Here is a 22,526-nt window from a genome sequence, read left to right on the forward strand (position 1 = left end):
GAACACATTTCTTTTCTGCCCTGCTATACTTGCAGTCCAATAACGAAAAATTATTGGGTCAGCCAAATATGAAAAAAAAGGGCAGTATTTTCAACTTCTTTCGTTCGTACTTTAGCACCCATCCCCTAGCGGTCCTAGGTTGGATATGGGTAACTTTTGTACCTGCCTTGGGAAGCATTTTACTGGTGAGCCAATACTCCTACTTCGAAGAACTCTCAATTAACTCAGTGGGGGATCATTTTGTGCTTATTCTCATCCTTGGAATTGTCATGGGTTTTGCACTTCTTCCAACGACCTTGACGGCAGTTTTTACAGGGTATTTGATGGGAGTAACGGGACTTGTGGATTTATTGATTGGTTATACCTTAGCGAATATCCTAGGTTATGGGTTGGGAATGAAATTCAATTCAGACTTTCTGGAATTGCTCTTTCTCCGTCAACCTCAACTTTCTGGAGAAATCGAAAAACGTAAGAAAAATCCGGGGGAATTGATATTTTTTATACGGATCAGTCCATTGATCCCATTCGCAATCTCCAATTTCATTTTTGCCTCGCTCAAGGTTCCTTTAAAACAGGTACTCAAATTTGGAATACCCGGAATGCTTCCCAGGACCTTGATTGCTTTTGCCACCGGTATGCTGGCCAGCTCATTCCTAAGTGCACGGGAAGCCCTTCAGGAACCCTGGCAGATTCTTTTTTTACTTCTGCTTCTTTTATTGAGCTCCTGGGGTATTTACAGAAATTTAAAAATCAAAAAAGCCTAGCGAAGCAGGTACATTTTGCCATACCCCTTCTTGAAAGCCTTATCCCCTGCCGACGGTCTTTGCTCCATAAACTGCCCATTTTGGCGCACTAATACCCGGTAAATATATACTCCGTTGGCGAGTTGGTCTCCGTACTCATCCCGTCCATCCCAGGCATATTCTGTGATATTGTTACCGATCCGGATTGGCCCCAGTTCATTCTGAAGAATCTCTCGCACAACTTTACCCGTGACGGTCATGATCTGGATTTTAATCTCATCGGGAACATCCGTACCAGTCAGGGTGAAAACAAATCTCACACTGGAGCTGAATGGATTCGGATAAGGGTAAAAATTGGTGATCTGAGCCTCATTGATCACTTCGAATGTAACCTCGTAAGGATGCGCAGAATCTTCATTCTGAACTCTCAAAGTATACATCCCGTCCTCCAGTGGTCCAGGCAAATAGGACACCTTGAAATCCACATTTTCAGCAGCTGGGCTCCATGTAAGGTTGGGGTCTGAGAAATTGATCCGTTTGAAAGTACAGGTTTCACAGTTTTGCTTTAGATAAAGCTCCAGTCCAACTGTATCCTGCTTGTAAAGAAATGCCTGATCGTTTTTCAAAAGAGCTGTAATCAATACGTTGGGAGAGACAATATCCCCATCCATAATGTATACCCCATCAAAATTCACATCCAACAAAGAAGTGGAATTGTCTCCCTCCACCATGAGGTGCTCACCCAAATCCATTTGGTTGTTTCTATAGGTCTGCTCTCTTTGAATCCTTGGATTAGCAAAGACTTCCAGTTCATTGGCTCCCGCCTTTCCCATTGAATTGAAATCAATTGAAAAATCAAAGGCTTCTCCTGCCTTTAGGGGAGGAAATTTCTTGCTGAAATTTTCCTCCTTCTTTGCTGGTACATTGGTCAGGGTCCAATTCACCTGAATGGAATCCAGAAAATCATATTTGGAGATATTTTTGAACTGAAACTCCACACTTGTAGACTCTCCTTCACGGAGTTGTATGGGACCACCGGGGGATTTCAAGGTCAAAGCCCCCTCCGGCACTCCTGTGTAATTCACCTGCCATTTGTCCAAAAATGCAGGAGCTGTGGATTCTGGATCTTCCATTGAAAAACGAAGACGTAGATAAGGATAGGTCTCGGGATTGATAAAAGAAAGGTCCAATTGCGTATCTGAGACTCCTTCAAAAATCACCTCTTCTTCTCCATTCTCTTTTACTCCAATGATGTCAAAACTGGTGTTTTCTTCTTCTATCCAAGGTCTGTCATTAACTTGCTGGAAGAAACGTTCCCAAGCAGAAGCAGGGCCAACCCTCGGAGTAAAAATCACTCCAGAAGTTAAATACCCTTCCAAATCTGTCTCAAATGAAAGGGTCTGTTCCCTAGATGGCAATTCAAAATTAGGATTCCCCACGATTTCCAACGCTTCTCCAGGATACATCCCCTTTCTTCCATACAGAATATAGGGGTCCCCTGTTTTCAAAGCCCTGAGTGTTACCTCACTTGCACCAAATTCCTTTAGGGACTGGTAGGCAATATCCGGCCATGAATCGAAAGTCACATTGCCCACAGAGAAAATAACCACATAGTCTCCATCAGGCACATTGGCCACATAGTCCTGAAGCATGGTTTGGCCCGGAGTTGTAATCCATGAGTTTCTGATACTTTGGATCAACTGGGGAGGTCTACCACAAGACCTACCATCCAGGATATCAAACCCGGGAACAGGGATGGCCAAATAGGGCTGAAGAGATTTTTGCTCAAAAGCTACCAAACCCAAAGAACCGTCCGGACAAAGCCGGCTGTTGGCATTATTCACATTATCAATAATCTGGGGAACTTGGTTGAGATAGAACTGGGTATTTCTAAAGGAAAGCGTATCCACCCCTGCTCCTACGGTAAACACTTCTATTCCCAAAGTCTTGTCTATATATTTCCAGGTTTTCCCTGTCTCATCCAATTCAATGTTTTCCAGATGATCTTCATTCAGTTGAGGGATTGTTCTCTGTATCCATCCTTCTGGCCCATCAGAAATAAAAGAGAAGGAAGAAGTGGTCCAAGAATCAGTTTCCCCAGGCAACACATCCTGAAAACGCGTTCTCCAATAGTAGGTCACTGTATCATTTCCGGAAAGTAACTCTACCGGCCAATTCACCAAGCCTCTCGTAGCCAAGCGAACCTCTTTTCTGTAGGCAGATTTAAAATCCGCTGCGGTATCGAGTTGTATAATCAGAGTTCTATCTTCAAGAGCTTTTCCCGGTATCTGGGCTATCAGTTCAAGGTTTTTGTTTTGGACGATTCCATATTCCAACGGAAATAAATTCAAAGGACCGCTAAGTGAAATAAATTGACTAAAACTGATCGAATTATTGGAATAAGTCATTTCCGCAACATTCCTTTCCGTATTGACTTCCAACGTGAAGGTATTTTCTCCAGCAGAGTTGATCCCAATATTAGGAACTGAGAATTCGATGGAATCCAAGCGGGCTACATAGGGGATTTTAATTGGGTCATAGTTGATTTCTGTTCCATCCGGAAGTTTGCGACTTACCCTATAAGTGATGGAGTCCGTGTTTACTATGCCAATATTGCGAAGAGCAAAGGTCAGCTTTAGGCTATCTGAAAGTGCTGAAATGGGATCTTCATCAAAACTTCCCAGTGAGACTTCATTTGCATCCACTGAATAATCTGCTTTATTCGCAGGGAACATTCTCAACGCGGGATCGCCAAACAAAATCATCTGTTCCATATGGGAATAATTCAGTTCCCCATATCCATACCTTCTGATAAAATGTCGCTCCGCCTCCATCTTGACCTCCCCGATAGAACGGTAAATCACAGAACTGTCAGCAAATGCTTTGCTATAAAACGACTCGGAGTACCTTCTCAGATAGACGTCAACCCCTATTGAGGAGTTTGCAAGAATATTGGAAGCCCCTTTATCCGGAGTCATTACCCAGTCCTCTCCTTGGGTATAACCCGTTCCAAACGCACTTCCATAATCACAACCATTAAACAGCATGACTGGGTATTTCCCCTTATTCTGATAATTGATGGTGGGATCTGAGGCAAATCCAATATCAATATCCAAGATCGTGGGAGCTCCGTGCCCAAAAAAAGTGACCAATGATCTTCCTTCATTCAAATCCCCCGTGATATCGATTACTTCTATCACATTATTGGACCGCTTTCGATAGGTAGTAACATTTCCTCCTAGATAGGGTCCTTCCGCGATGGTTTTGAATCCATTTAAAAAATTGAAAAAACGGTCCAACTCAGCTTCGGAAACACCTCCTCCCAAGTGAATCAACTCTTTTTGCCAAGGCTGAGAAATCCCCAATTGATCCTTTTCAATTGCCTTACCCAGATAATCAGCCAATTCTTGGGAATTTTTGGCAGGAATACGGCCAATGGCAATATCCGGAAGGTCGGGTAATGTTGGGTCTAAGTTTTGGACATAAATATTGTCCGAAAAAGGATAACCTCCCACGGGAACCATTTCCTGAAAAGGAAATACGGAAGGATTTTTTCGGTAATAGTGATTTACTCCTCCGGACCTTACAGTGGTATAAATGGCTAACCCCCTTCCTGCCAATAGCACGTGACTTGGCTTATGAATGGGATAATAGGCTCTTAAAAATTCAAAAAGCGCAAGCGGTGAATTTTCACCAAAGCCGAAATGATTGATCAATTCGTCCATTCTAAAGGTCAGGGTATCAAAGCCACCACCCACTGCAGAAGCCCGGTGTTCAGCATAGGCTTTCATAGGGTTTTCAAAAGTGCTTGAAGGCTTTTCCAACTCCCGATTTCCAACTAGTATAAAGTTGGCTTCCTGCCCCAAAAAATCCCTGAATTTCAAACGTTCCATCTTATTCACAGGGATCAGGTTCTGGTCTGATTGCAACAGGACCTTACTAATACGATTCGGATCTGTTGCCAAAAAAGAAAGCCCTTGGGAATTGGAAGTCAGCTGTACTCTTTCAGGGTTGCTTGGATCAGCTATGTCATAGGCAATATAATTTCCTGTTGCACCCAAAATCCTGACTTGCTGATTACCGGATGGAAGAATCAATGTTTCCGACTGTAAATCTCCAGTTCCAATGATTTTTTGGTAGGTGATTTTCGCATAGGCAATGGCAATATTATCGGCAGACTCCGTACCTGCAGCGTTAACACCGATAGAAATAGAACCATCGCTGTTAAAATCCGACATTAACAAGGGAACCGACAAACGTGCACTGTTGAAACTGGTAAATTGATGCAAAAAGACCTCTCTTTGAGAGGAGGCCGTAGGTCCGGCCAAAATTCTTGTATTATGGATATTTGCCGATCTTCCGACCAAACCTATTTCTAGAACAGCTTCTCCTGAACTGGCCAAACTACCCAATTGATCAAATAGTATCTGCCTGGTTGCCCCCTTTGAAACTACCGGACTCATCCAGCCCTGCGCCAGATCGTACTTGGCAAGTCGAAATCCCAAAGCATAGGAAATCCCCAAGGAATATTGATCTGAAAAAACCTGTAAACGCTCGGAAGCATAGGTATTGGCCTGTGGCAGACTTGTTGATGGGGTAGGACGAACCTTCATCCTTTTCCCATTTTGACCTGGAGAGACGGTCAGAAAAAAGGCAGTTGTATCTGAAAAGGTATTGTAGTATGGGTTTGGAACCATAATTTCCTGATACAACAAGGAATCCAAGCTTGCATCATTTCTCAGTCCGTAAAAATCGATGTAGTCATTCGGATCCATCTTGCCATCGCCTCCTCCAGCCACATAAATGGCTACCTCTTTTCCCCTATGAAACAACTGAAGGTTGGCAGGATTGATTGAAGATGGATTCATCCCAGCCTGACTCATTGTTTCATAGGAAATTCTGTAAATCCCATCCTGGGCAGTTGGAATTTTATAATAGTTTTGATCAAAGGAATACCAAGTAGGCTGCTGAGCTGGCACAGTACCTATGAAACCCAACAGGGATAAAACGATGATTACTATTTTTTTCAATGGCTCCATCCTTTAAACTTTCTGAAATCCTCCTCCAATTTATCCAAGGAAAGTCTCACACTGAACACGTGGGAATAGGGCGTATCGGACACATTCCCTATATCGGTAAGTGCATAATCGATCCTGAGTTTTTCATTGAGATATACCCCCAATCCCATACTGGGGGTAAAATTCAAACTTCGGTTTCCTTGAAAATCCTTGATGTATTGAAAATTCCCCAAACCAGCCCGTAAAAAGGCCATTTTTTCAAATCCAGCTTCAACTCCAAACCTAGGATCGATGCTGAAAAATCCGGTGGATACTACCGTATTTCGATTGCCATCAAAGGTCATATCAAAATCCAACACCGTCAGTAGGCTAAAGCGCTCTCCCAAACTCCAGTCATAGGCAATGCTGGAAATTGCTCTTGGCAAGGTAAGTTCAAGGGAATTGACCGGTAATTCATTATTAGTCTGGGCATAAACCTCCCTAACCAGTTCCGCATCGTGGGACCAGGCATTGAAGGTAGTGGTGATATCCCGCAGCATCAGTCCCAAAGTCAGTCTGTCCTTGATGTACATCCCACCTACATCCAGACCAAAGCCCCAAGCCTGGGCGAATTTCCCCACGTTTCTATGGATCACCTTGGCATTGGCACCTACCTTGAACTGATCTGACATATCCCTTGCATAGCTGAGCAGCAAGGCATAATCAGCGGCATTGAAAAATTGTATGTTATTGTAATTCAATGCACCGTTGGCATCATACAAAAAGCGGGTATCGGGAATATCATCCACTCCGAAACGGATCAAGGAAACAGCAACCTGGCTTTCATTTTTTATGGGAGTTGAAAAGCCTAAATAGTCGTATTGGGCAATTCCCGCAAAATATTCAGCATGCATCAAGGAAGCATCATAACGGTGCTTAATTCCCATTAGACCCGCAGGGTTCCAATAAGCCGCCGTGACATCTCGGGATGCTGCTACCTGGGCACCTCCCATAGCCAATGCTCTTGCACCAACTCCAATACTTAAAAATTCATTGGAATATTTGGGGGCCAAAGCTTGCGAAAATACAGGACTGGTCCAAAAGCCAAAGAGCACCAAAAGAAGACAGATCAGAGCTGGATTAAAAAGGTTTCTGTTCACAAATTGAAAATAAGTCAAATTATTTAGCCAAACAGATTCTGGGAAAAAAAATCTCTTCATCTAGCTCAAGGATGTCCGCCTGCGTACAGTTTAATGTACGCAATTTTAACATTCTGAGCTTCTTCAATGAACCCTGAATTTTTGAGAAAAAAAATATGACCAAATGGAAATTTTTCAAAAAAAAGCTCCAAAACACCTTAAAAAGCCATTTTTGAAAAATTCAAAAGTTAAAATCTAACTTTTAACGCAAGGAATTAGGTAATACAAGGTAGCTTGGAAAAGATTGGTACTATTTTTCATCTAAAAGGAATGGGGATAGCAAATTCCCTATCCTTGGAATTTAACCACCACATCATGAACATCGCAAATACACAAATTCAAATGCGAAAGGGAATCCTGGAGTATTGTGTACTCCACATCATCTCGAGGGGGGAAGTTTATACATCAGACCTGATTGAAGAACTTACCCAATCACAGATGATCGTAGTGGAAGGCACCCTCTACCCTTTGCTGAACAGGCTCAAAACAGCCGAACTGGTAGATTACAGATGGGTAGAATCCGAATCCGGACCTCCCAGAAAATACTACTCTATTACTGAGAAAGGAAAAACATTCCTCAGCACCTTGTCCGAAACCTGGGCTTCCCTGGTCAGTTCCGCCACCCAAATCACCACAAAGAACTGAAATCACAAGAGGTCCAATTACCGATGAATAACTGACATACACATGAAAAAGACTATAAGTATCAACATCAGTGGGATTCTTTTCCACATAGAAGAGGACGGGTATGATACCTTGAGAAAATACCTAGATGCTATCAACAGGCACTTTTCTTCTTACAAAGACAATCAGGAAATCATTTCTGATATCGAAAACCGTATTGCCGAGATCTTCCTCAGCAACTTAAAAAACAACAAGCAGGTCATCACCGCGGAAAACGTGGATAAACTCATTGAGAAAATGGGGACCATTGCTGATTTTGTGTCCATAGAGGAAAATCAAAATGAAGAAGAGGATGAAAGCCAAGCCACCCAAGAGGATTTCTATAAGTATGTGACTCCTCCGAACATGGAAAAGAAGGGCTACAAAAAGCTGGTTCGACTTGAAAACAAAAAAATCCTGGGAGGGGTCTGCGCCGGCTTAGCCCACTACTTTGCCATCGACCCGCTCTGGACCAGGTTGATTGCCATTCTACTCTTATTTAGCGGCAATCTAAACTTCAATCTGAGGTTCTTGGACATTCTCCCTTTTGACAACTTCAGATTTTCACTGGGCTTTGGCTTCTTTGCCATTGTAGCCTATATCGTGCTTTGGATCATCCTGCCTGTCTCCTATGAGGTAGAGGAAGACAAAAACATCAAGAAACTTTATAGAAATCCGGATGACAAAACCCTGGGAGGTGTAGCCAGTGGTCTGGCTGCATACTTTGGAGTAGAGGTAATTTGGACACGTTTGGCCTTTGTTGTTTTGACATTGGCTGGTGGATCTGGACTCTTGATCTATCTGATCCTTTGGATCATCACTCCGGTGGCTACTTCCATCACGGAAAGAATCCGAATGAAAGGAGGGGAAATCACCCTGGACAATATCGATTCTACCCTCAAGGAAAACCTCAACCCCAATCCGGTAAAGCCTGAGTCCAGAACTCGGCAGATTTTGATGACCCCTTTCAGGATTCTTGGACAGATAATCGAAGCTATAGGAAGTGCCTTAGGCCCACTTGGTAAATTTCTCCTAGCAGTGATTCGTGTCGTATTCGGTTTATTTATTTTCTTCTTAGGACTGGCCTTGACCATTGCTCCTTTGATGGCGATGACCATATATTTGGGAATTTTCACCTTTGAGGATTACAGAATCCTGATGGATAATTTCCCTATCGAACTCTTCTCCGATTTGGTCCCAATTTGGCTGGTGATCGCATCCTCCTTCCTGATGATCATTCCAGGAATCATCATCATCCTATTGGGATTAAGTGTACTGGCTATGAAAAACCTAATTGGCGGACGGTTTGGATTGGTGGCTTTGGGACTTTGGCTCCTTTGCTTGGGCATTTCAGCTTTCCAGATTCCTAAAATTGTGGCTCAGTTTAAGGAAGAAAACTGGCATAAAACCGAAAAAAACATTCCTGTCAGTGAAGGTGTGATGATCCTGAGACTCAACCCAATTGGAGAGGAAGCCTCGTTCAACCATGTCAATCTGAAACTGGAAGGAAGTGCTGATTCCATGGTGGTATTGAACGAAGAGTTTTTCTCCAGAGGAAAAACCAAGGCAGAAGCTATGAGTAACGCTCAGGGATTCAAATACAACCTGGAAGTGGCTGACTCAGTCCTGACTTTCGATGAAGGATTTGATATCAGTTCCATCGCCGCATTTAGAGCTCAAAGGCTGAATCTGATCCTAAAGATTCCTTATGAAAAACCTTTCATCATCGAGCGTTCCCTTCTGGAAATTCTTCGAAATACCATTAACCGAAACGGATATCGTTCTAGGGATGTATCCCAAAACACGGTTTGGACATTTAATGAAGCTGGTTTGGTTTGCCTGACCTGTGATAAGGATGACTCTGAGGATTTCGGTGAAAGCAGCAAAGAAGCTGAGGTACAGACCATTCCAAAAGAAACCTTGGATAGTCTCACCAAGGCAAAGTTTTCTGACTCATACTTTTTAAAAGACTGAGACCGGAGGCACCCAAAAGGTGCCTCTTTTTTTGTATCTTCTCCCCATTAGTTAATACAATTATGGATATTTCAGTAAAGTTTTTAGGAGGCGCCGGTTCCGTTACCGGCTCGAAGTATTTAATAGACACCGGAGATTTTGAATTTTTGGTAGACTGTGGCTTATTCCAGGGAAGGAGAGAGTTGAGGGAACGCAATTGGGATAAATTCCCCATGCCCTTGGAAGAAATGGAAGCCATTATCATCACCCATGCGCATCTGGATCATGTCGGCTATCTCCCAAGAATTGTAAAGCAGGGATTCAGAGGCCCCATCTACTGCACGGAGGCGACAGCAGAATTGACCAAAATCCTATTATTGGATTCCGGTAAACTTCAGGAAGAAGAAGCAGAGTATGCACGTAAAAAAGGATATTCCCGACACGACGATCCTCAGCCTTTGTACACAGTAGAAGATGCCGAAGCCGTATTTCCTCTTTTGGTTCCCCAACCATTTGAGGAGCCATTTCAAATACACCCTAATATCACAGTGACCTATTACCATGCCGGTCACATCCTCGGAGCAGCCATCACCAAGGTGCTGATCAAAGGAGACCAACAGGAGAAAAGACTGGTATTCTCCGGGGATTTAGGAAGATATCATGATCCCATTTTGTTCCCCCCTACTCTTATCCCCAATGCAGATATCCTATGGATAGAATCCACCTACGGAAACCGTGTCCCTATTAATATAAAACCTGAGGAAGAACTTGGAAGAGCCATCCGGGAAACTTTTCATCGGGGTGGCTTAGTCATCATTCCATCCTTTGCTGTAGGACGGACACAACTCGTCATGTATTACATCTATCAACTGATGAAAAAAGGGAAAATCCCCTCAGTTCCTGTGTTTTTGGATTCTCCCATGGCCATAGATGCCACCAAATTATATCTGGATTTCAGTACTGACCATCAACTAACGGCCAGTCTACAAGAAGACAGTTCCCATTTGTTCAATTTCCCACAACTTCATTATTACCAAAAACAGGAAGAGTCCAAATCTTTAAATGAGTTTAGGGGAAATGCCATCATCATTTCTGCAAGTGGTATGGCAACAGGGGGACGTGTCCTGCACCACCTTCACCATCATTTACCCAAGGAGCAAAACGGTGTGATTTTCGTAGGTTTCCAGGCCGAGGGGACCCGGGGCAGGCGCCTTGTGGAAGGGGAAAAATTTGTCACGATCTATGGAAATCAAGTAGAGGTCAAAGCAAAAATTTACCAAATTGAAGGCCTGTCCGCGCACGCTGACCAGGAAGAGTTGATGGAATGGGCGGAAGGCTTCTGCAAAAAGCCAAAGCTTACTTTTGTAATCCATGGCGAACCAGAAAGTGCAGAAGCCTTGGCAAATAAGCTAAAAGAAGAACTGGAATGGCATACCGTCATTCCAAATTACCTGGAATCCGTCATGTTGTTTGAAGGGATCTAAAAGCAGACCACTATGAAACAATTCCTGTTTTTACTGCCTATTATGGGAGCGCTGCTTACATTTACCCAATGCAAGCCCTCCCAACAAAAGGGAGAGGGTATATCCGGGCAAGTCACTTGGCTGGAAGGTAATCAAATGCCCAGAATTTCCGAAGAAGGAAGAGAAACAGAGGTTAACCCAAAAGGTATCCCAATCCAGCGTTTGGTGCGGGTTTATCCTCTTACCAACTTCAAAGATGCCAAATTGGAAAACGGGCTTTTTCAATCTATCGCCTCAGAACCTATCCAAGAAGTGGAAACTGACCAAGAAGGCAGATTTAAAATTTCTTTGGCACCCGGTACCTATTCCTTATTTACAGTTGAAGAAGAAGGGCTATTCGCAAACATGTTTGATGCCCAGGGGAATATCCAGCCCATAATAGTAAAAAAAGGGGAATGGACTTTGTTGGACATTGTGATCAACTACAAAGCTTACTATTGACGATCAGTCAATAGTAAGCTTGAAGATTTTTTTGAACAGCAGTGCAACTTTTTTAAAAGGTCCTGCATCTACCTAAATGAAAGCAAATCGGAATGTTCAGCAGAACCAACTTTTCTACCGAAACAGGATTAATCAAAGCATGCCTCAAGGGTGATCGGTCAGCCCAGAGACATTTATATGATTGCTATTCGGGGAAATTTTTGGCCATCTGCATCCGCTACCTGAAGGACCGGGAACATGCCGAGGATGTGATGATTGAGGGCTTTATGAAAATCTTCGAAAAACTCCCACAATTTCAGGCAAAGGGGAGTTTTGAAGGCTGGATGAAGCGAATCATCGTCACTCAGGCCCTGATGACTTTAAGAAGTCACCGGCACTTAATGATGGAAGTCAATACGGAGGATGAAGCCATGTATGCAGACCAGCACTATGAACTCTCCCATTTGGAAACTGCTGACCTGATGGACATGGTGGAAAGTCTCCCCGTAGGATACCGGACGGTATTCAACCTGTATGCAATCGAAGGTTACTCCCATCAGGAAATCGCCGAACTTCTGGGAATCACAGAAAGTACTTCCAAATCCCAGCTTAACCGGGCTAGGAACTCATTAAAAGATAAAATTGCCACACAGCAACTCAAGGAAAGGAGAATCAATGGCTAAACAATCCAAAAATATGGATCAGGTTTTTAGGGAAAGACTCGAAAACCACCAAGTCAAGCCCAGTGCATTAGCCTGGGAACAATTGGAAAACCAACTTCCCGTAACCCAAAAATCTTACAAAGGATATTGGTGGGCAGCAGCGGCAGGTATTCTGGTTTTGCTGGCTGCGGGGATTTTATTCAAACCTGGTCAGGATCAAATATCTGAGGAAAGACTTTTGGCGGAGGAAAATCCAAGCTTGGAAATCCCAGTTCAGGAGAAACAAGGCTTTGAGACTGAAATCGAAGAAAATTCCCCAGTCAGCAATCCAGTTGAGGAATCGGAGACAATAAAAGTGGAAAACACTGCCAAGACTGAAACAAAACAGAAAAAGCAAGTACAACCTGCTATTCAGGAGCCGTCTAAAGAAAGTCCCAAAAACCTGGTTGCTCTGGCCGAAACTCAGGAGGAACCTAAAGCAACTGAAATCATGGAAAAAATCAGCATTGAGCCTATTATTCTGGAAACAGAGATTCCTGATTTACCTCAATTGCAATTGCAAACCACTATAGCGGAAGCCAGTCCTCAAGTGGAAGAAGAGCCTTCCTATAAAATCACCATCTTTTCCGACGGAATCAAAGAAGACAAAACCATCATTGACGGAATCGAAAAGCGAGTGGATCAGGTTGAGGGACTTTTAGGCAAAGTAGATAGTGGATTTGCAGGACTTCAGGATGCCAAAAACAACCTTTTTGCTACCCTGACTACCAAAAAAGACCGATTGACCGAAAAACCTTAAAAAGAAACACCAACTGTTTAATTGGATAAAGACATGAAAAAGTACCTATTATTTATTTGCTTGATGGCACTGGTTCAAATTGGATTTGCTAGTACTCAATCCCTTAAGATAGACCATCAAATCAATAAAGACTCCGTAGTGGTGGAGTTCGGACAATCCGGAAAAGTAATCATCATCGTGGACAGCAAAGAAGATTTTGAAAAGCTGAAAATGATGAACATCAACGAAATCATCCAGTCACTGGATTTGGAAGAAAACCAGGAGACCGGTGAATTGACCATCGTGGAAATCCGCAAAAAAGACGGAAGTACCAAAGAACTCGTAAAAGTGCGTGAAGACGGAATGGAAACAGAGGTCCAAATTGGCCGAATGAGGGTCTATGTGGACGAAAAAGGAGAAAACACCAAAGTCAAGATTGAATCCGGAAAAGAAAAAGAACCCAATCCTTCCTTCCGAACCCTCTTCAATATCGATTTGGGAATCAACAGCTACCTCAATCCAAGCGGCGAATTTCCGGGTTCGGACAAACCCTACGCGGCAAAAGGCTGGGGAAGCTGGAATCTAGGATTGAACTGGATGGCAAAACAACGTCTTTCAAAAGGATTTTACTGGGACTTCGGCTTAGGACTACAGTTCTACAACTTCAAATTTGAAAACCGGGATTATCAAGCCACAAGGGGAGACAACAGCATTGAGTTCGTCCAAAGAAATGATGTGGATGGATTCAAAAGCAAACTCTCCGCTTCCTACCTGACTGCTATGACTCTCCTGGAACTTGATTTTGGAAAAATGAAGGACAAAGGCCGACACGGATTCAGAATAGCAGCTGGTCCCTATGCAGGCTACAGACTCGGGGGAAGATCTAAGTTTGTTTATCGTGAATTGGATGGATCCGGAAGGAAGAAAGACAAAGAGACCACAGGGTTATATCTAAATAATTTCCGCTATGGAATAAGAGGTGAAATCGGAGTAGGAAGAGTGACCTTTTTCTCAACCTATGACCTAAATCCCCTCTTTCAGGATCTCAAAGGCCCTGAGCTTAACCCTATCACTTTCGGAATAGTATTTTAATCTAAGGGGAGCTCAATACTCCCCTGCCCTTTTTGAAAACAAACCACTACAAATGAAAACGCTCTATTTATTATTGGCGGGAATCTTCTTAGCAGCCAGTCCGACTATGGCACAAGACAGTCCCGAAAACCAACCGAAAAGCAAGACCTATAAATTTCTGGGCTCTTCCTACAAGTATCAAAATGAAGATGGAAAATGGAGTCTAGAATGGAAAGAAGATTCCAAATTCAAGACTGAGACCATCCATAAAAAAAGAAAGTTTGAAACAGAGGTGGTTCCAGAAGTTGGAATCAACATTTGGGTGCCTTCCAAAAACGCCCCTGAAATCAAGCCTTGGGGATCCTGGAATGTAGGGATCAATTGGCAAGGCATCCTCAAACCCAGTAAAAACTTTCACCTGAAAACCGCTTTGGGAGTAAGTTGGTACAATTTCAAATTTGAAGACCCAAACATCCAGGCTGTGAAAACACCGGATGGTCTGGAATTTATAGACTACAATTTGATAGACCAGGAAGGATTTGATCCGATCAAATCCAAAATATCCTCCTCTTTCGCCAATTTGAGTATCGTACCTACCCTACTGACCAATGACGGAAATTTCAGACTTGGAATCGGTGCCTATGCAGGCCTTCGACTCGGAGGTAGAGGAAAATTTGTCTACGAAGATGCGGAAGGTGACAAACAGCGTATTTTCGAAAAATCAAACATGTATTTCAACAATTACCGATATGGAACCCGCCTGGAAATCGGAATTGGAGATGCCAACCTCTTTTTCAACTACGACCTCAATGAACTTTTCCATTCCGGAAAAGGTCCTGAAGTCAATGCCATCAGTTTCGGACTCATCATCATTTAAACAAATATCAGTATGAAATCTAATTTTAAATTTATCCCGGCCCTACTGGTTCTTTTTGCTTTCAGTACGCTGAGTTTTGGGCAAAAAGTCCTAGTGGACGCCAACAAAACTTACAGTGGAATCTCTTCCATTGAGGTGGAAGGAGGTTGGCTGGATGTTACTTATACTGGGGGTAGTGGCTCCGAAGTCAATGTGGAGGCTTATTTAGCATCCAATAATGAAAAACAAGACATCGTGTTTGTAACTCTGGGCGATGTACTCAAAATCTCCTATGAAAGAAACTCCAGCATTAATACCTGGAACGACAGAAGCGAAGGTTTCATCAAAATCACGGGTCCAATAGAGATGGAACTGGAAGTAAAAAACAGCTCAGGAAGTATTTATGCAAATAATGTGGCAGCTGAAGAAACCAACCTAAAGGTCAGTTCGGGAAGAATCACTGCCAACAGAATTTCTGGAAATCTGAATATCCATGCAACCTCCGGTTCCTTAATGGTAGATGGGGTAGACGGAAACGTGGAAGCTGGAGTTACTTCCGGCAAAACCGACATCAATGATGTCAACGGGAACCTAAATTATGAATCAACAAGTGGATCTTTGGAAGCAAACAAGGTTTTTGGAGAAGTCAATGTGAGCCTAACCTCAGGAAATGCCAAGCTCTATAACATTGGTTCTTTGGGCAATCTGAAATTTACTTCTGGAAATATCCGGGCTGAAAATGCAGGACTAGGTCCAAACACAAGATTTAACGGAACTTCCGGGAATTTCAGAATTCAAACTAACTCCAACCTAAGCTCTTTCAATTTTGAGCTCAAGGCTTCCTCGGGGAATCTCAAAGTCGGAAATGACAGCGGAAACAAAAGTCTTATTATAGATCAGGGTGGCTCCAGTTGGGTCAAAGGCTCCATCTCATCCGGGAACATTACCATAGAAAATTAAAACCCAGATATATTCAAAAAAGAGGACCGGAATTGATTCCGGTCCTCTTTTTTATTCTGGTCGGGATGCTGCTCTTACCAAATCCCCTTGCTCCTTACTCAGTTTCATCAGCCTTTTCATTCGATCGGGTGTGGGTTTTCCCAAAGAGAAAAAAACCAGGGTGACCGCAAACAACACCACATGAACAGGGTTTTGAAAAAACAGCAAGCCTAAAGTGGTAATAATGGAGCTTCCAAAAAGCATCCAAAACCTGCTTTTTGTGGCTTTCACGTAGATTCTAAATTTTCGGGATAATTCCTCCTCCTGAAAAGTTTTCTTCAAATCCCTGTGAAATCCCAGATACTGCGCGATCAGCAGTCCCATACTGGCACCTGCCAACAATCCATTGAACATTTCAGGAAGGGCAGGAAGATCCCAATTCAGATTTCCGGAATTATAGTACAAGTATACCCCTCCAAAAAGCGGTAAGGCAACAATCATGAGAATCAAAACCAGAAGTTCCATACCTCTGTAGAGTTTGCGAAGTTCTTCGAGTTCCAAAGCAATAAGGTTCAAAGGTTCAGGTATTATTCAACAATGACTTTCACGTCATCAGTAAGAGGCCTAGAAACACAGCAGAGGACGTAGCCCGCCTGTAGTTCCTTTTCACTCAATCCCGCATCTTCATCCATTTTCACCTTTCCACTAAGCAGCTTTCCTCTACAGGCAGTGCAAAGTCCACTTTGGCAGCTATATGGCATATTCAAACCTGCAGCCAATCCAGCTTCCAAAACGGTCTTGTCCGGGCTTACGGTTACTATTGATTCCTCTCCTTCCAGCAGAATGGTCACATCCCTACTCAAGAGACCATTTCCCTTTTCAGCAAGATCATGCGCTTTCTCAGCAGCGGCAGAGTAAAAACTCTCCTTGTGAATATTCCCTTTGGAAACTTTGGCTTTTTCCAATGCTTCCACGGTTACATCCATGATCCCCTCAGGTCCACACACGAAATATTCCTTGGTAAAGTCAGACTCAGACTCTGCCTTTTGTACCAAATCGGCAACTACTTTCTCACTCAACCTTCCTTTCATACCAGTCCAGCTACTGGATGGCTTGCTGAGGCTATGAATTACCTCAAGACGATCCGGATTTTTCTCCACCAATTGATCCAACTCCTTTTTGAAAATAATCTGCTCCTCATTTCGGCTGCCATATAGAAGAGTAATCTTGGATTGAGGCTCATTGACCAAAACCGATTTCAAGATGCTGATGATTGGAGTAATACCACTTCCTCCGGCCACCAAGACAAAATGCCTCTTGTTTTTGGAATGAAAATCTATGGTAAAATTCCCCAAAGGCTTTAGGACATTGATGGTCTTACCTGGGAAAATCTTCTCATTCAGAAAATTGGAAAAAAGGCCATTTGAAACTTTTTTTACCGAGATTCCAGGAAATGGATCCACAAAGGGTGAAGTGCAAAGGCTATAGGATCTGCGCTGTTCTTTCCCATCAAACTCCATCACCAATGTCAGGAATTGACCTGGCTTATACTCCAGATAGGGCTCTGGCTGCTCAAAGTAAATACTGACCGTATCGTTTGTTTCCCTGACTACCTCTCGCACTTTAAGTGGCAAATACGGGCTGGATTTTACTTCCTCTTTCTTACGCTTGAAAATATTGAACATTAGAAATGGTGATTCTTACTGATTCGCATGCAAAATTAACCTCCCCACCGGTTTTATTCTGATTTAGGAGAGGAAATTCCCCTTGTCAACCCAAAATATTGAAACATAGTTTAGATTAAGCCCAGAATTATCCCCTATGAAGGTCATTTTTGGACTTTATAACCTAACTTTACAGCTACCGAAAAAATCGGGTTTATTCATTTTTGCGAAGCAAAACCTAACCAAACCATGGAATTAAATGCCCTGACTGCTGTCAGTTCTATAGATGGACGTTATGCAGGTAAAACCGAGCCGCTTAGAGCCTTTTTCTCTGAATTTGCATTGATCAAATACAGAGTGCATGTGGAAGTGGAATACTTCATTGCTCTTTGTCAGCTTCCTGTCCCTCAGCTGGAAGATTTCGACCATCAACTTTTCCCTAGCCTGAGAGAAATTGTCACTGGTTTTTCACTGGAAGATGCCGAGTGGATCAAAACTACCGAGCGTACTACCAACCACGACGTAAAAGCCGTTGAATATTTCCTCAAGGAGAAATTTGACAAATTGGGGCTGGAGAACTACAAAGAATTCATTCACTTTGGACTTACTTCCCAGGACATCAACAATACCGCAACTCCATTGATGCTTAAGAATGGCCTTCAAGAGATCATTCTTCCATTTTTGGAGGAAGTCGTGGAGAGGCTTGCCGATTTGGCTGAGGAATGGAAAGACATCCCCATGCTTGCCAAAACCCATGGCCAGCCGGCTTCCCCTACTCGTTTGGGCAAGGAAATCCAGGTATTCGTAGTCCGTCTGAAGCATCAAATGGAATTGTTGGAGCAAATTCCATATTCCGCAAAATTCGGAGGAGCTACCGGAAATATGAATGCACATCAGGTGGCCTATCCGGAATTGGACTGGAATGAATTTGCCTTCTACTTCGTGGAAAACTACCTCGGACTGGAAAGAAGCTATCCTACTACCCAGATCGAGCACTATGATAATTTAGCAGCGATTTTTGACGGATTAAAGCGCATCAACACCATACTCCTAGATCTATCGAAAGACGTTTGGCAGTATGTATCTATGAACTACTTCAAGCAAAAAATCAAAGCCGGTGAGATTGGTTCTTCTGCCATGCCTCACAAGGTCAATCCAATTGATTTTGAAAATGCTGAAGGAAATCTGGGAATCGCCAACGCCCTGTTGGAGCATCTGGCAGCCAAGCTTCCGATTTCAAGATTACAGCGGGATTTAACAGACAGCACAGTCCTCAGAGTCATTGGTGTTCCTTTGGCCCATATGCTGATTTCTTTGGAATCCCTGAAAAAGGGATTGGGTAAACTGGAGTTGAACCAAGCTGCGATTGATGAAGACCTGGAAGAAAACTGGGCAGTAGTAGCTGAAGCTATTCAGACCATTTTGAGAAGAGAAGGCTTCCCAAAACCTTATGAAGCTCTGAAAGACCTTACCCGTACCAACGAAAAGATCACCCAGAAATCCATTGCCACATTCATTGATGGCTTGCCTATCTCTGATGTTTTGAAAGGAGAGTTGAAAGCTATTTCTCCATTCAACTATACAGGAATCTAAATCAAGGGAAAATTTCCCCACACAGAACTCCCGATGGCACTCCGAGCCTTCGGGAGTTTTTTTTTAACCTTTTTTCCCGTCAGGCAAAAAAATCTCAGCCATCATGCACCGAACACTTCCTCCCCCCAATTTCTCAATGGTAGGAATGGAAGGACTGATGATGGTGGAATACTTTTCTATTTGCTGAATCTGTCCCACAGTGAGAGAGTCGTATGCGGACTGGGACATCACCGTAAACTTTTCCTCCCCCTCATTTCTGAGCTCCAGCATATTGCCGGAAAAATTTAACTTCTGCTTAACGGTAATAGGTACCACCTTTTTCCCTGATCTTGTGAGGCTTTGTTGTACGCGGAGGCGGTCGGAAGATTTCGGGATACTTTCTAAGCAGACTACGGCAATATCCGTCCCCACATGCATCATCACATTGGTATGATAAATCGGACTTACCTTACCATTGATTTCCTGAGCCGCCTCAAAAGACAAAAGCTGATATCCCAGCAATTTTGCCACATATTCGAGGGGAACGGGATGGGTTCTTTCTGACAGGCAGGCATAGATCACTTTTGCACCATGGTCCATCACCATACTTCCCGTACCCTCCAAAAATTGTCCATCCTCCTCAAAGAAGCTGAGATCGATGATCTCAGAAACCATAAATCCTGAATGAATCAGTTGTTCAAGGATATCCTTTCTCCTCTCCAAGCGTCGGTTGGGAGAACTCATGGGATACAAGATCAATTTGCCGTCAGGATGGGTGCTGAACCAATTATTGGGAAAAACGGCATCGGTTTTTACAGGAAAAACCGAATCCTCTACAACTATCACCCTAATCCCCTGATCACGAAGCAAAGCCACAAAACCATCAAATTCCCTTTTGGCCAAGTCGTGGATAAGTTCCGGAGCACGGTCATCCTCCCTCTGATAGAAGTTACTTGTAGCAGTTTCGGGATTGAATCCAAAATTGCTCGGGCGAACCATCAATATCGTCGAAGTTGTCTGCATGGGATCATCAAATAGTAGGAAAGCTACTAATTCCAGTACCTGGACTTATTTGCTTAACGGTCTTTTGGCCAGAATTGGTTGCAGCATGAGCCAAGAAAAAATCCGGGCTTGGAAAGCGATTCCCCAAACCCGGATAAATTTCTGCTGTCAATGAATCAATAAGATTTTACCTCACAGCTTGAAAGGCAATTCGTAAATCCTTTTCCCGGTCAATTTGTATACCGCATTGGCCAATGCAGGAATGTACGGGGGAACAGGAGGCTCTCCTACTCCGGTAGGCTTTACTTGGCTTTCCACGATATGTACCTCGGTTTTCTTAGGAGACTGGGGCATGCGGATAATCTGATAGGTATCAAAATTATTTTGCTGCACCCTTCCATCTTCGAAAGTGATCGCAGAAGTCATTGCCAGGGAAGTGGCAAACTGAGCCCCTCCCTCGAATTGGGAGCGAATCCGGTCGGTATTCACGGCTACCCCGCAATCCACAGCGTAATGTACCTCAGGGATCATCAGGTTTCCATTGGCATCTTTCTCCACCATCACGATACAGGCCACATAGGTCAAAAAGCTCTTATGAGCCGCAAATCCCATTGCCTTTCCCTGGCCCAGATTGGAAGACCAATTTGCCTTCTCTGCGACTGTTTGGATCACTTTTTTCATTCTGCCTGTATTCCATGGATACTCCTCGATTTTTTCCCCATAGTTTTCATAGGCATTGTTGGTCTCTGCCGCAAATTCCAGATCACGGTCATCACCCAATAACTCCAAAGCCTGCTGAACCGGATCAATTCCTCTTGTTTCGGCAATCTCATCCATCATACAATTGATGGCAAAGGAATGGTGGATATTACTCACAGAGCGAAGCCAGCCGATTCGGGTATGGCCCTTGGACTCATGAGATTCAATTCGGATGTTGGGAACATCATAGGGGTAGTCAATACAGCCCAGCCCCATTTCTCCATTAGAAGGATGCAGTTCATCCGGATTACCAGTCGAGCCAATAGCCGGAAAAACCGTATGGTGATTCCAACCGCTTAGTTTATTGCTTTTGTCCAAGGTTGCCACGATTCTCTGGGCACTTTGGGCATGGTAAAAATCATGGTGAATATCATCTTCACGGGTCCATTGCACCCTTACCGGGGTTTTGGCTGCTTTGGAAAGCAATGCTGCCTCGGCAACAAAATCCGGCTTGGATTTACGGCCAAAACCTCCACCCAAGAGGGTGATATTCATTTTGACCTTATCGATCTCAATTCCCAAAGCATTGGCGACTGCACCTCTTGCCCACTGGGGATGCTGGGTTGGAGCCCACACTTCCACAGAACCATCTCCTTTATATTCAGCAATAGCTGCCAAGGGTTCCATGGTGGCATGTGCATAATATGGAGCCTTATAAACTCTGTCCACAACCTTACCAGCGGAAGACTTAGCTGCATTGAAACTGCCACGCTCCCTTCTGACTTTCCCATTTTGTTGAGTACTTGCGGCCATCTCCTCCATTTGAGCCGCAGAACTGTAATTCTGGTTGGGACCAAGATCCCATTCGATCTCCAGCGCTTCCCTACCTTTTTTGGCTGCCCAGGTATTGGAGGCGATCACTGCCAAACCTTCCAGAGGCTTATCCAAACCTGCCGGGATTCCCGCTCCTTCTATTTTGACTACTTGACTCACACCCGGTACTGCCAAAGCTTTCTCATCATTCCAGGAAACAATTTTGGCTCCCACTACGGGGCTTCTGGCGATCATCGCAATTTGCATATTAGGCAGATCTATGTCTGCTCCGAATTTCGCTTTACCGCTCACTATATCCTTGGCATCATAGATTGCCACATCGGTACCGACCAATTTGTATTCGGAAAAATCCTTGACCTGCACACTTGCCGGGTCCGGCATTTCCATTACCAATAAATCTTCAACCAATTCGCCGAATTTGAACTGCTTGTGAGTACCTGTCAGTAAGACATGGCTGTTTTCAGTACTACATTCAGAAGGGTCTACTCCCCAGCGATTGGCCGCTGCAGTGATCAGCATGTGACGGGCAGTGGCCCCGGCCTTTCTCATAGGCTCATAAAACATCCGAACCGAGAATGATCCATCCGTATTTTGGTTGCCGTATTTATCCTCATCCCCTTCAGCTTGCACGATTTTCACTTGGCTCCAGTCGGCTCCCAGTTCATCTGCCACAATCATCGGCAGGGATGTGCGGATACCTGTTCCCATCTCGGAACGGTGGGCAATAATGGTCACCCCATTGTCGGTATCCAATTGAATGAAAACATTGGGAGCAAAGGTCATGGGTTCACCCTTGGGTCCAGTACATTGGAAGTTGACCCCCAACAAAAATCCTCCCGTTGCCAGAGAGCTGATTTTCAAAAAATCACGACGGGAAGGCACAAACACCTTTGACCGGTCTTCCGGGTATTTATTTTTCAGAAATGGAATAAAATTCTTCATAAAGGAAAA

At 43.7% G+C, this 22,526-nt stretch carries 17 protein-coding genes; 11 read left to right on the plus strand and 6 right to left on the minus strand.

Going from position 1 to position 22,526, the window contains the following annotated elements:
- Window positions 1–68: 68 nt before the first annotated feature.
- Entirely contained in the window at window positions 69–764 is a 696-nt protein-coding gene (locus tag P2G54_RS04980) for a VTT domain-containing protein (RefSeq protein ID WP_275868839.1), read from the plus strand.
- Here P2G54_RS04980 and P2G54_RS04985 read toward each other — a convergent pair.
- Both P2G54_RS04985 and P2G54_RS04990 read right to left on the minus strand, forming a co-directional pair.
- Window positions 761–5,782: a C25 family cysteine peptidase gene (locus P2G54_RS04985; protein ID WP_275868841.1), complete on the minus strand. Its 5,022-nt coding sequence runs from the start codon at window positions 5,780–5,782 to the stop codon at window positions 761–763. The two genes, P2G54_RS04980 and P2G54_RS04985, sit on opposite strands and share 4 nt — an antisense overlap.
- Window positions 5,770–6,960, minus strand: a complete 1,191-nt coding sequence (locus P2G54_RS04990) for a PorV/PorQ family protein (RefSeq protein ID WP_275868843.1) — start codon at window positions 6,958–6,960, stop codon at window positions 5,770–5,772. Before P2G54_RS04990 ends, P2G54_RS04985 begins: the two co-directional genes overlap by 13 nt.
- A gap of 294 nt (window positions 6,961–7,254) precedes the next feature.
- On the opposite strand from P2G54_RS04990, the gene P2G54_RS04995 reads away from it, so the two are divergent.
- From P2G54_RS04995 to P2G54_RS05035, 9 genes are all read left to right on the plus strand, one after another.
- Window positions 7,255–7,584, plus strand: a complete 330-nt coding sequence (locus tag P2G54_RS04995; protein ID WP_275868845.1) for a PadR family transcriptional regulator — start codon at window positions 7,255–7,257, stop codon at window positions 7,582–7,584.
- 42 nt (window positions 7,585–7,626) lie between these two features.
- Window positions 7,627–9,576: a PspC domain-containing protein gene (locus P2G54_RS05000; protein ID WP_275868847.1), complete on the plus strand. Its 1,950-nt coding sequence runs from the start codon at window positions 7,627–7,629 to the stop codon at window positions 9,574–9,576.
- A gap of 62 nt (window positions 9,577–9,638) precedes the next feature.
- Entirely contained in the window at window positions 9,639–11,039 is a 1,401-nt protein-coding gene (locus P2G54_RS05005) for an MBL fold metallo-hydrolase (protein WP_275868848.1), read from the plus strand.
- Between the two features lie 12 nt (window positions 11,040–11,051).
- Window positions 11,052–11,519 (plus strand): carboxypeptidase regulatory-like domain-containing protein, encoded by a 468-nt coding sequence (locus P2G54_RS05010; protein ID WP_275868850.1) that lies wholly within the window; start codon window positions 11,052–11,054, stop codon window positions 11,517–11,519.
- A gap of 92 nt (window positions 11,520–11,611) precedes the next feature.
- On the plus strand, window positions 11,612–12,181 hold the full coding sequence (locus tag P2G54_RS05015; protein WP_275868852.1) for a sigma-70 family RNA polymerase sigma factor: 570 nt from the start codon (window positions 11,612–11,614) through the stop codon (window positions 12,179–12,181).
- A complete protein-coding gene (locus P2G54_RS05020; protein WP_275868853.1) occupies window positions 12,174–12,959 on the plus strand; it encodes a hypothetical protein in 786 nt (261 codons plus the stop codon). Before P2G54_RS05015 ends, P2G54_RS05020 begins: the two co-directional genes overlap by 8 nt.
- A 33-nt stretch (window positions 12,960–12,992) precedes the next feature.
- Window positions 12,993–14,030 carry an outer membrane beta-barrel protein gene (locus P2G54_RS05025; RefSeq protein WP_275868856.1) on the plus strand — a complete coding sequence of 346 codons (1,038 nt, stop codon included), beginning with the start codon at window positions 12,993–12,995 and terminating at the stop codon, window positions 14,028–14,030.
- A gap of 52 nt (window positions 14,031–14,082) precedes the next feature.
- Entirely contained in the window at window positions 14,083–14,886 is an 804-nt protein-coding gene (locus P2G54_RS05030) for a hypothetical protein (RefSeq protein ID WP_275868857.1), read from the plus strand.
- 12 nt (window positions 14,887–14,898) lie between these two features.
- Window positions 14,899–15,825, plus strand: a complete 927-nt coding sequence (locus P2G54_RS05035; RefSeq protein ID WP_275868859.1) for a DUF4097 family beta strand repeat-containing protein — start codon at window positions 14,899–14,901, stop codon at window positions 15,823–15,825.
- A 51-nt stretch (window positions 15,826–15,876) separates the two neighbouring features.
- On the opposite strand, the gene P2G54_RS05040 is transcribed toward P2G54_RS05035, so the two are convergent.
- Window positions 15,877–16,380, minus strand: a complete 504-nt coding sequence (locus P2G54_RS05040) for a hypothetical protein (RefSeq protein ID WP_275868860.1) — start codon at window positions 16,378–16,380, stop codon at window positions 15,877–15,879.
- Between the two features lie 11 nt (window positions 16,381–16,391).
- Window positions 16,392–17,489 (minus strand): ferredoxin--NADP reductase, encoded by a 1,098-nt coding sequence (locus P2G54_RS05045; RefSeq protein WP_275868862.1) that lies wholly within the window; start codon window positions 17,487–17,489, stop codon window positions 16,392–16,394.
- Window positions 17,490–17,717: 228 nt separating this feature from the next.
- Between P2G54_RS05045 and purB the strand changes: the two genes are divergently transcribed.
- Window positions 17,718–19,061 (plus strand): adenylosuccinate lyase, encoded by a 1,344-nt coding sequence (purB, locus tag P2G54_RS05050; RefSeq protein ID WP_275868863.1) that lies wholly within the window; start codon window positions 17,718–17,720, stop codon window positions 19,059–19,061.
- A gap of 63 nt (window positions 19,062–19,124) precedes the next feature.
- Here purB and P2G54_RS05055 read toward each other — a convergent pair whose 3' ends face one another.
- Window positions 19,125–20,063 carry an arginine deiminase-related protein gene (locus P2G54_RS05055; protein WP_275868865.1) on the minus strand — a complete coding sequence of 313 codons (939 nt, stop codon included), beginning with the start codon at window positions 20,061–20,063 and terminating at the stop codon, window positions 19,125–19,127.
- A gap of 171 nt (window positions 20,064–20,234) precedes the next feature.
- On the minus strand, window positions 20,235–22,517 hold the full coding sequence (locus P2G54_RS05060) for a molybdopterin cofactor-binding domain-containing protein (protein WP_275868866.1): 2,283 nt from the start codon (window positions 22,515–22,517) through the stop codon (window positions 20,235–20,237).
- Between the last annotated feature and the right edge of the window lie 9 nt (window positions 22,518–22,526).

The sequence above is a fragment of the Algoriphagus sp. CAU 1675 genome, from assembly GCF_029222925.1.
Lineage (GTDB): Bacteria > Bacteroidota > Bacteroidia > Cytophagales > Cyclobacteriaceae > Algoriphagus.

Bases quoted from the DNA above. Each gene is read 5' to 3' on its own strand.
- P2G54_RS04980 (WP_275868839.1), top strand. From the start codon at position 69: ATGAAAAAAAAGGGCAGTATTTTCAACTTCTTTCGTTCGTACTTTAGC.
- P2G54_RS04985 (WP_275868841.1), bottom strand. From the start codon at position 5,782: ATGGAGCCATTGAAAAAAATAGTAATCATCGTTTTATCCCTGTTGGGT.
- P2G54_RS04990 (WP_275868843.1), bottom strand. From the start codon at position 6,960: ATGAAGAGATTTTTTTTCCCAGAATCTGTTTGGCTAAATAATTTGACT.
- P2G54_RS04995 (WP_275868845.1), top strand. From the start codon at position 7,255: ATGAACATCGCAAATACACAAATTCAAATGCGAAAGGGAATCCTGGAG.
- P2G54_RS05000 (WP_275868847.1), top strand. From the start codon at position 7,627: ATGAAAAAGACTATAAGTATCAACATCAGTGGGATTCTTTTCCACATA.
- P2G54_RS05005 (WP_275868848.1), top strand. From the start codon at position 9,639: ATGGATATTTCAGTAAAGTTTTTAGGAGGCGCCGGTTCCGTTACCGGC.
- P2G54_RS05010 (WP_275868850.1), top strand. From the start codon at position 11,052: ATGAAACAATTCCTGTTTTTACTGCCTATTATGGGAGCGCTGCTTACA.
- P2G54_RS05015 (WP_275868852.1), top strand. From the start codon at position 11,612: ATGTTCAGCAGAACCAACTTTTCTACCGAAACAGGATTAATCAAAGCA.
- P2G54_RS05020 (WP_275868853.1), top strand. From the start codon at position 12,174: ATGGCTAAACAATCCAAAAATATGGATCAGGTTTTTAGGGAAAGACTC.
- P2G54_RS05025 (WP_275868856.1), top strand. From the start codon at position 12,993: ATGAAAAAGTACCTATTATTTATTTGCTTGATGGCACTGGTTCAAATT.
- P2G54_RS05030 (WP_275868857.1), top strand. From the start codon at position 14,083: ATGAAAACGCTCTATTTATTATTGGCGGGAATCTTCTTAGCAGCCAGT.
- P2G54_RS05035 (WP_275868859.1), top strand. From the start codon at position 14,899: ATGAAATCTAATTTTAAATTTATCCCGGCCCTACTGGTTCTTTTTGCT.
- P2G54_RS05045 (WP_275868862.1), bottom strand. From the start codon at position 17,489: ATGTTCAATATTTTCAAGCGTAAGAAAGAGGAAGTAAAATCCAGCCCG.
- purB (WP_275868863.1), top strand. From the start codon at position 17,718: ATGGAATTAAATGCCCTGACTGCTGTCAGTTCTATAGATGGACGTTAT.
- P2G54_RS05055 (WP_275868865.1), bottom strand. From the start codon at position 20,063: ATGCAGACAACTTCGACGATATTGATGGTTCGCCCGAGCAATTTTGGA.
- P2G54_RS05060 (WP_275868866.1), bottom strand. From the start codon at position 22,517: ATGAAGAATTTTATTCCATTTCTGAAAAATAAATACCCGGAAGACCGG.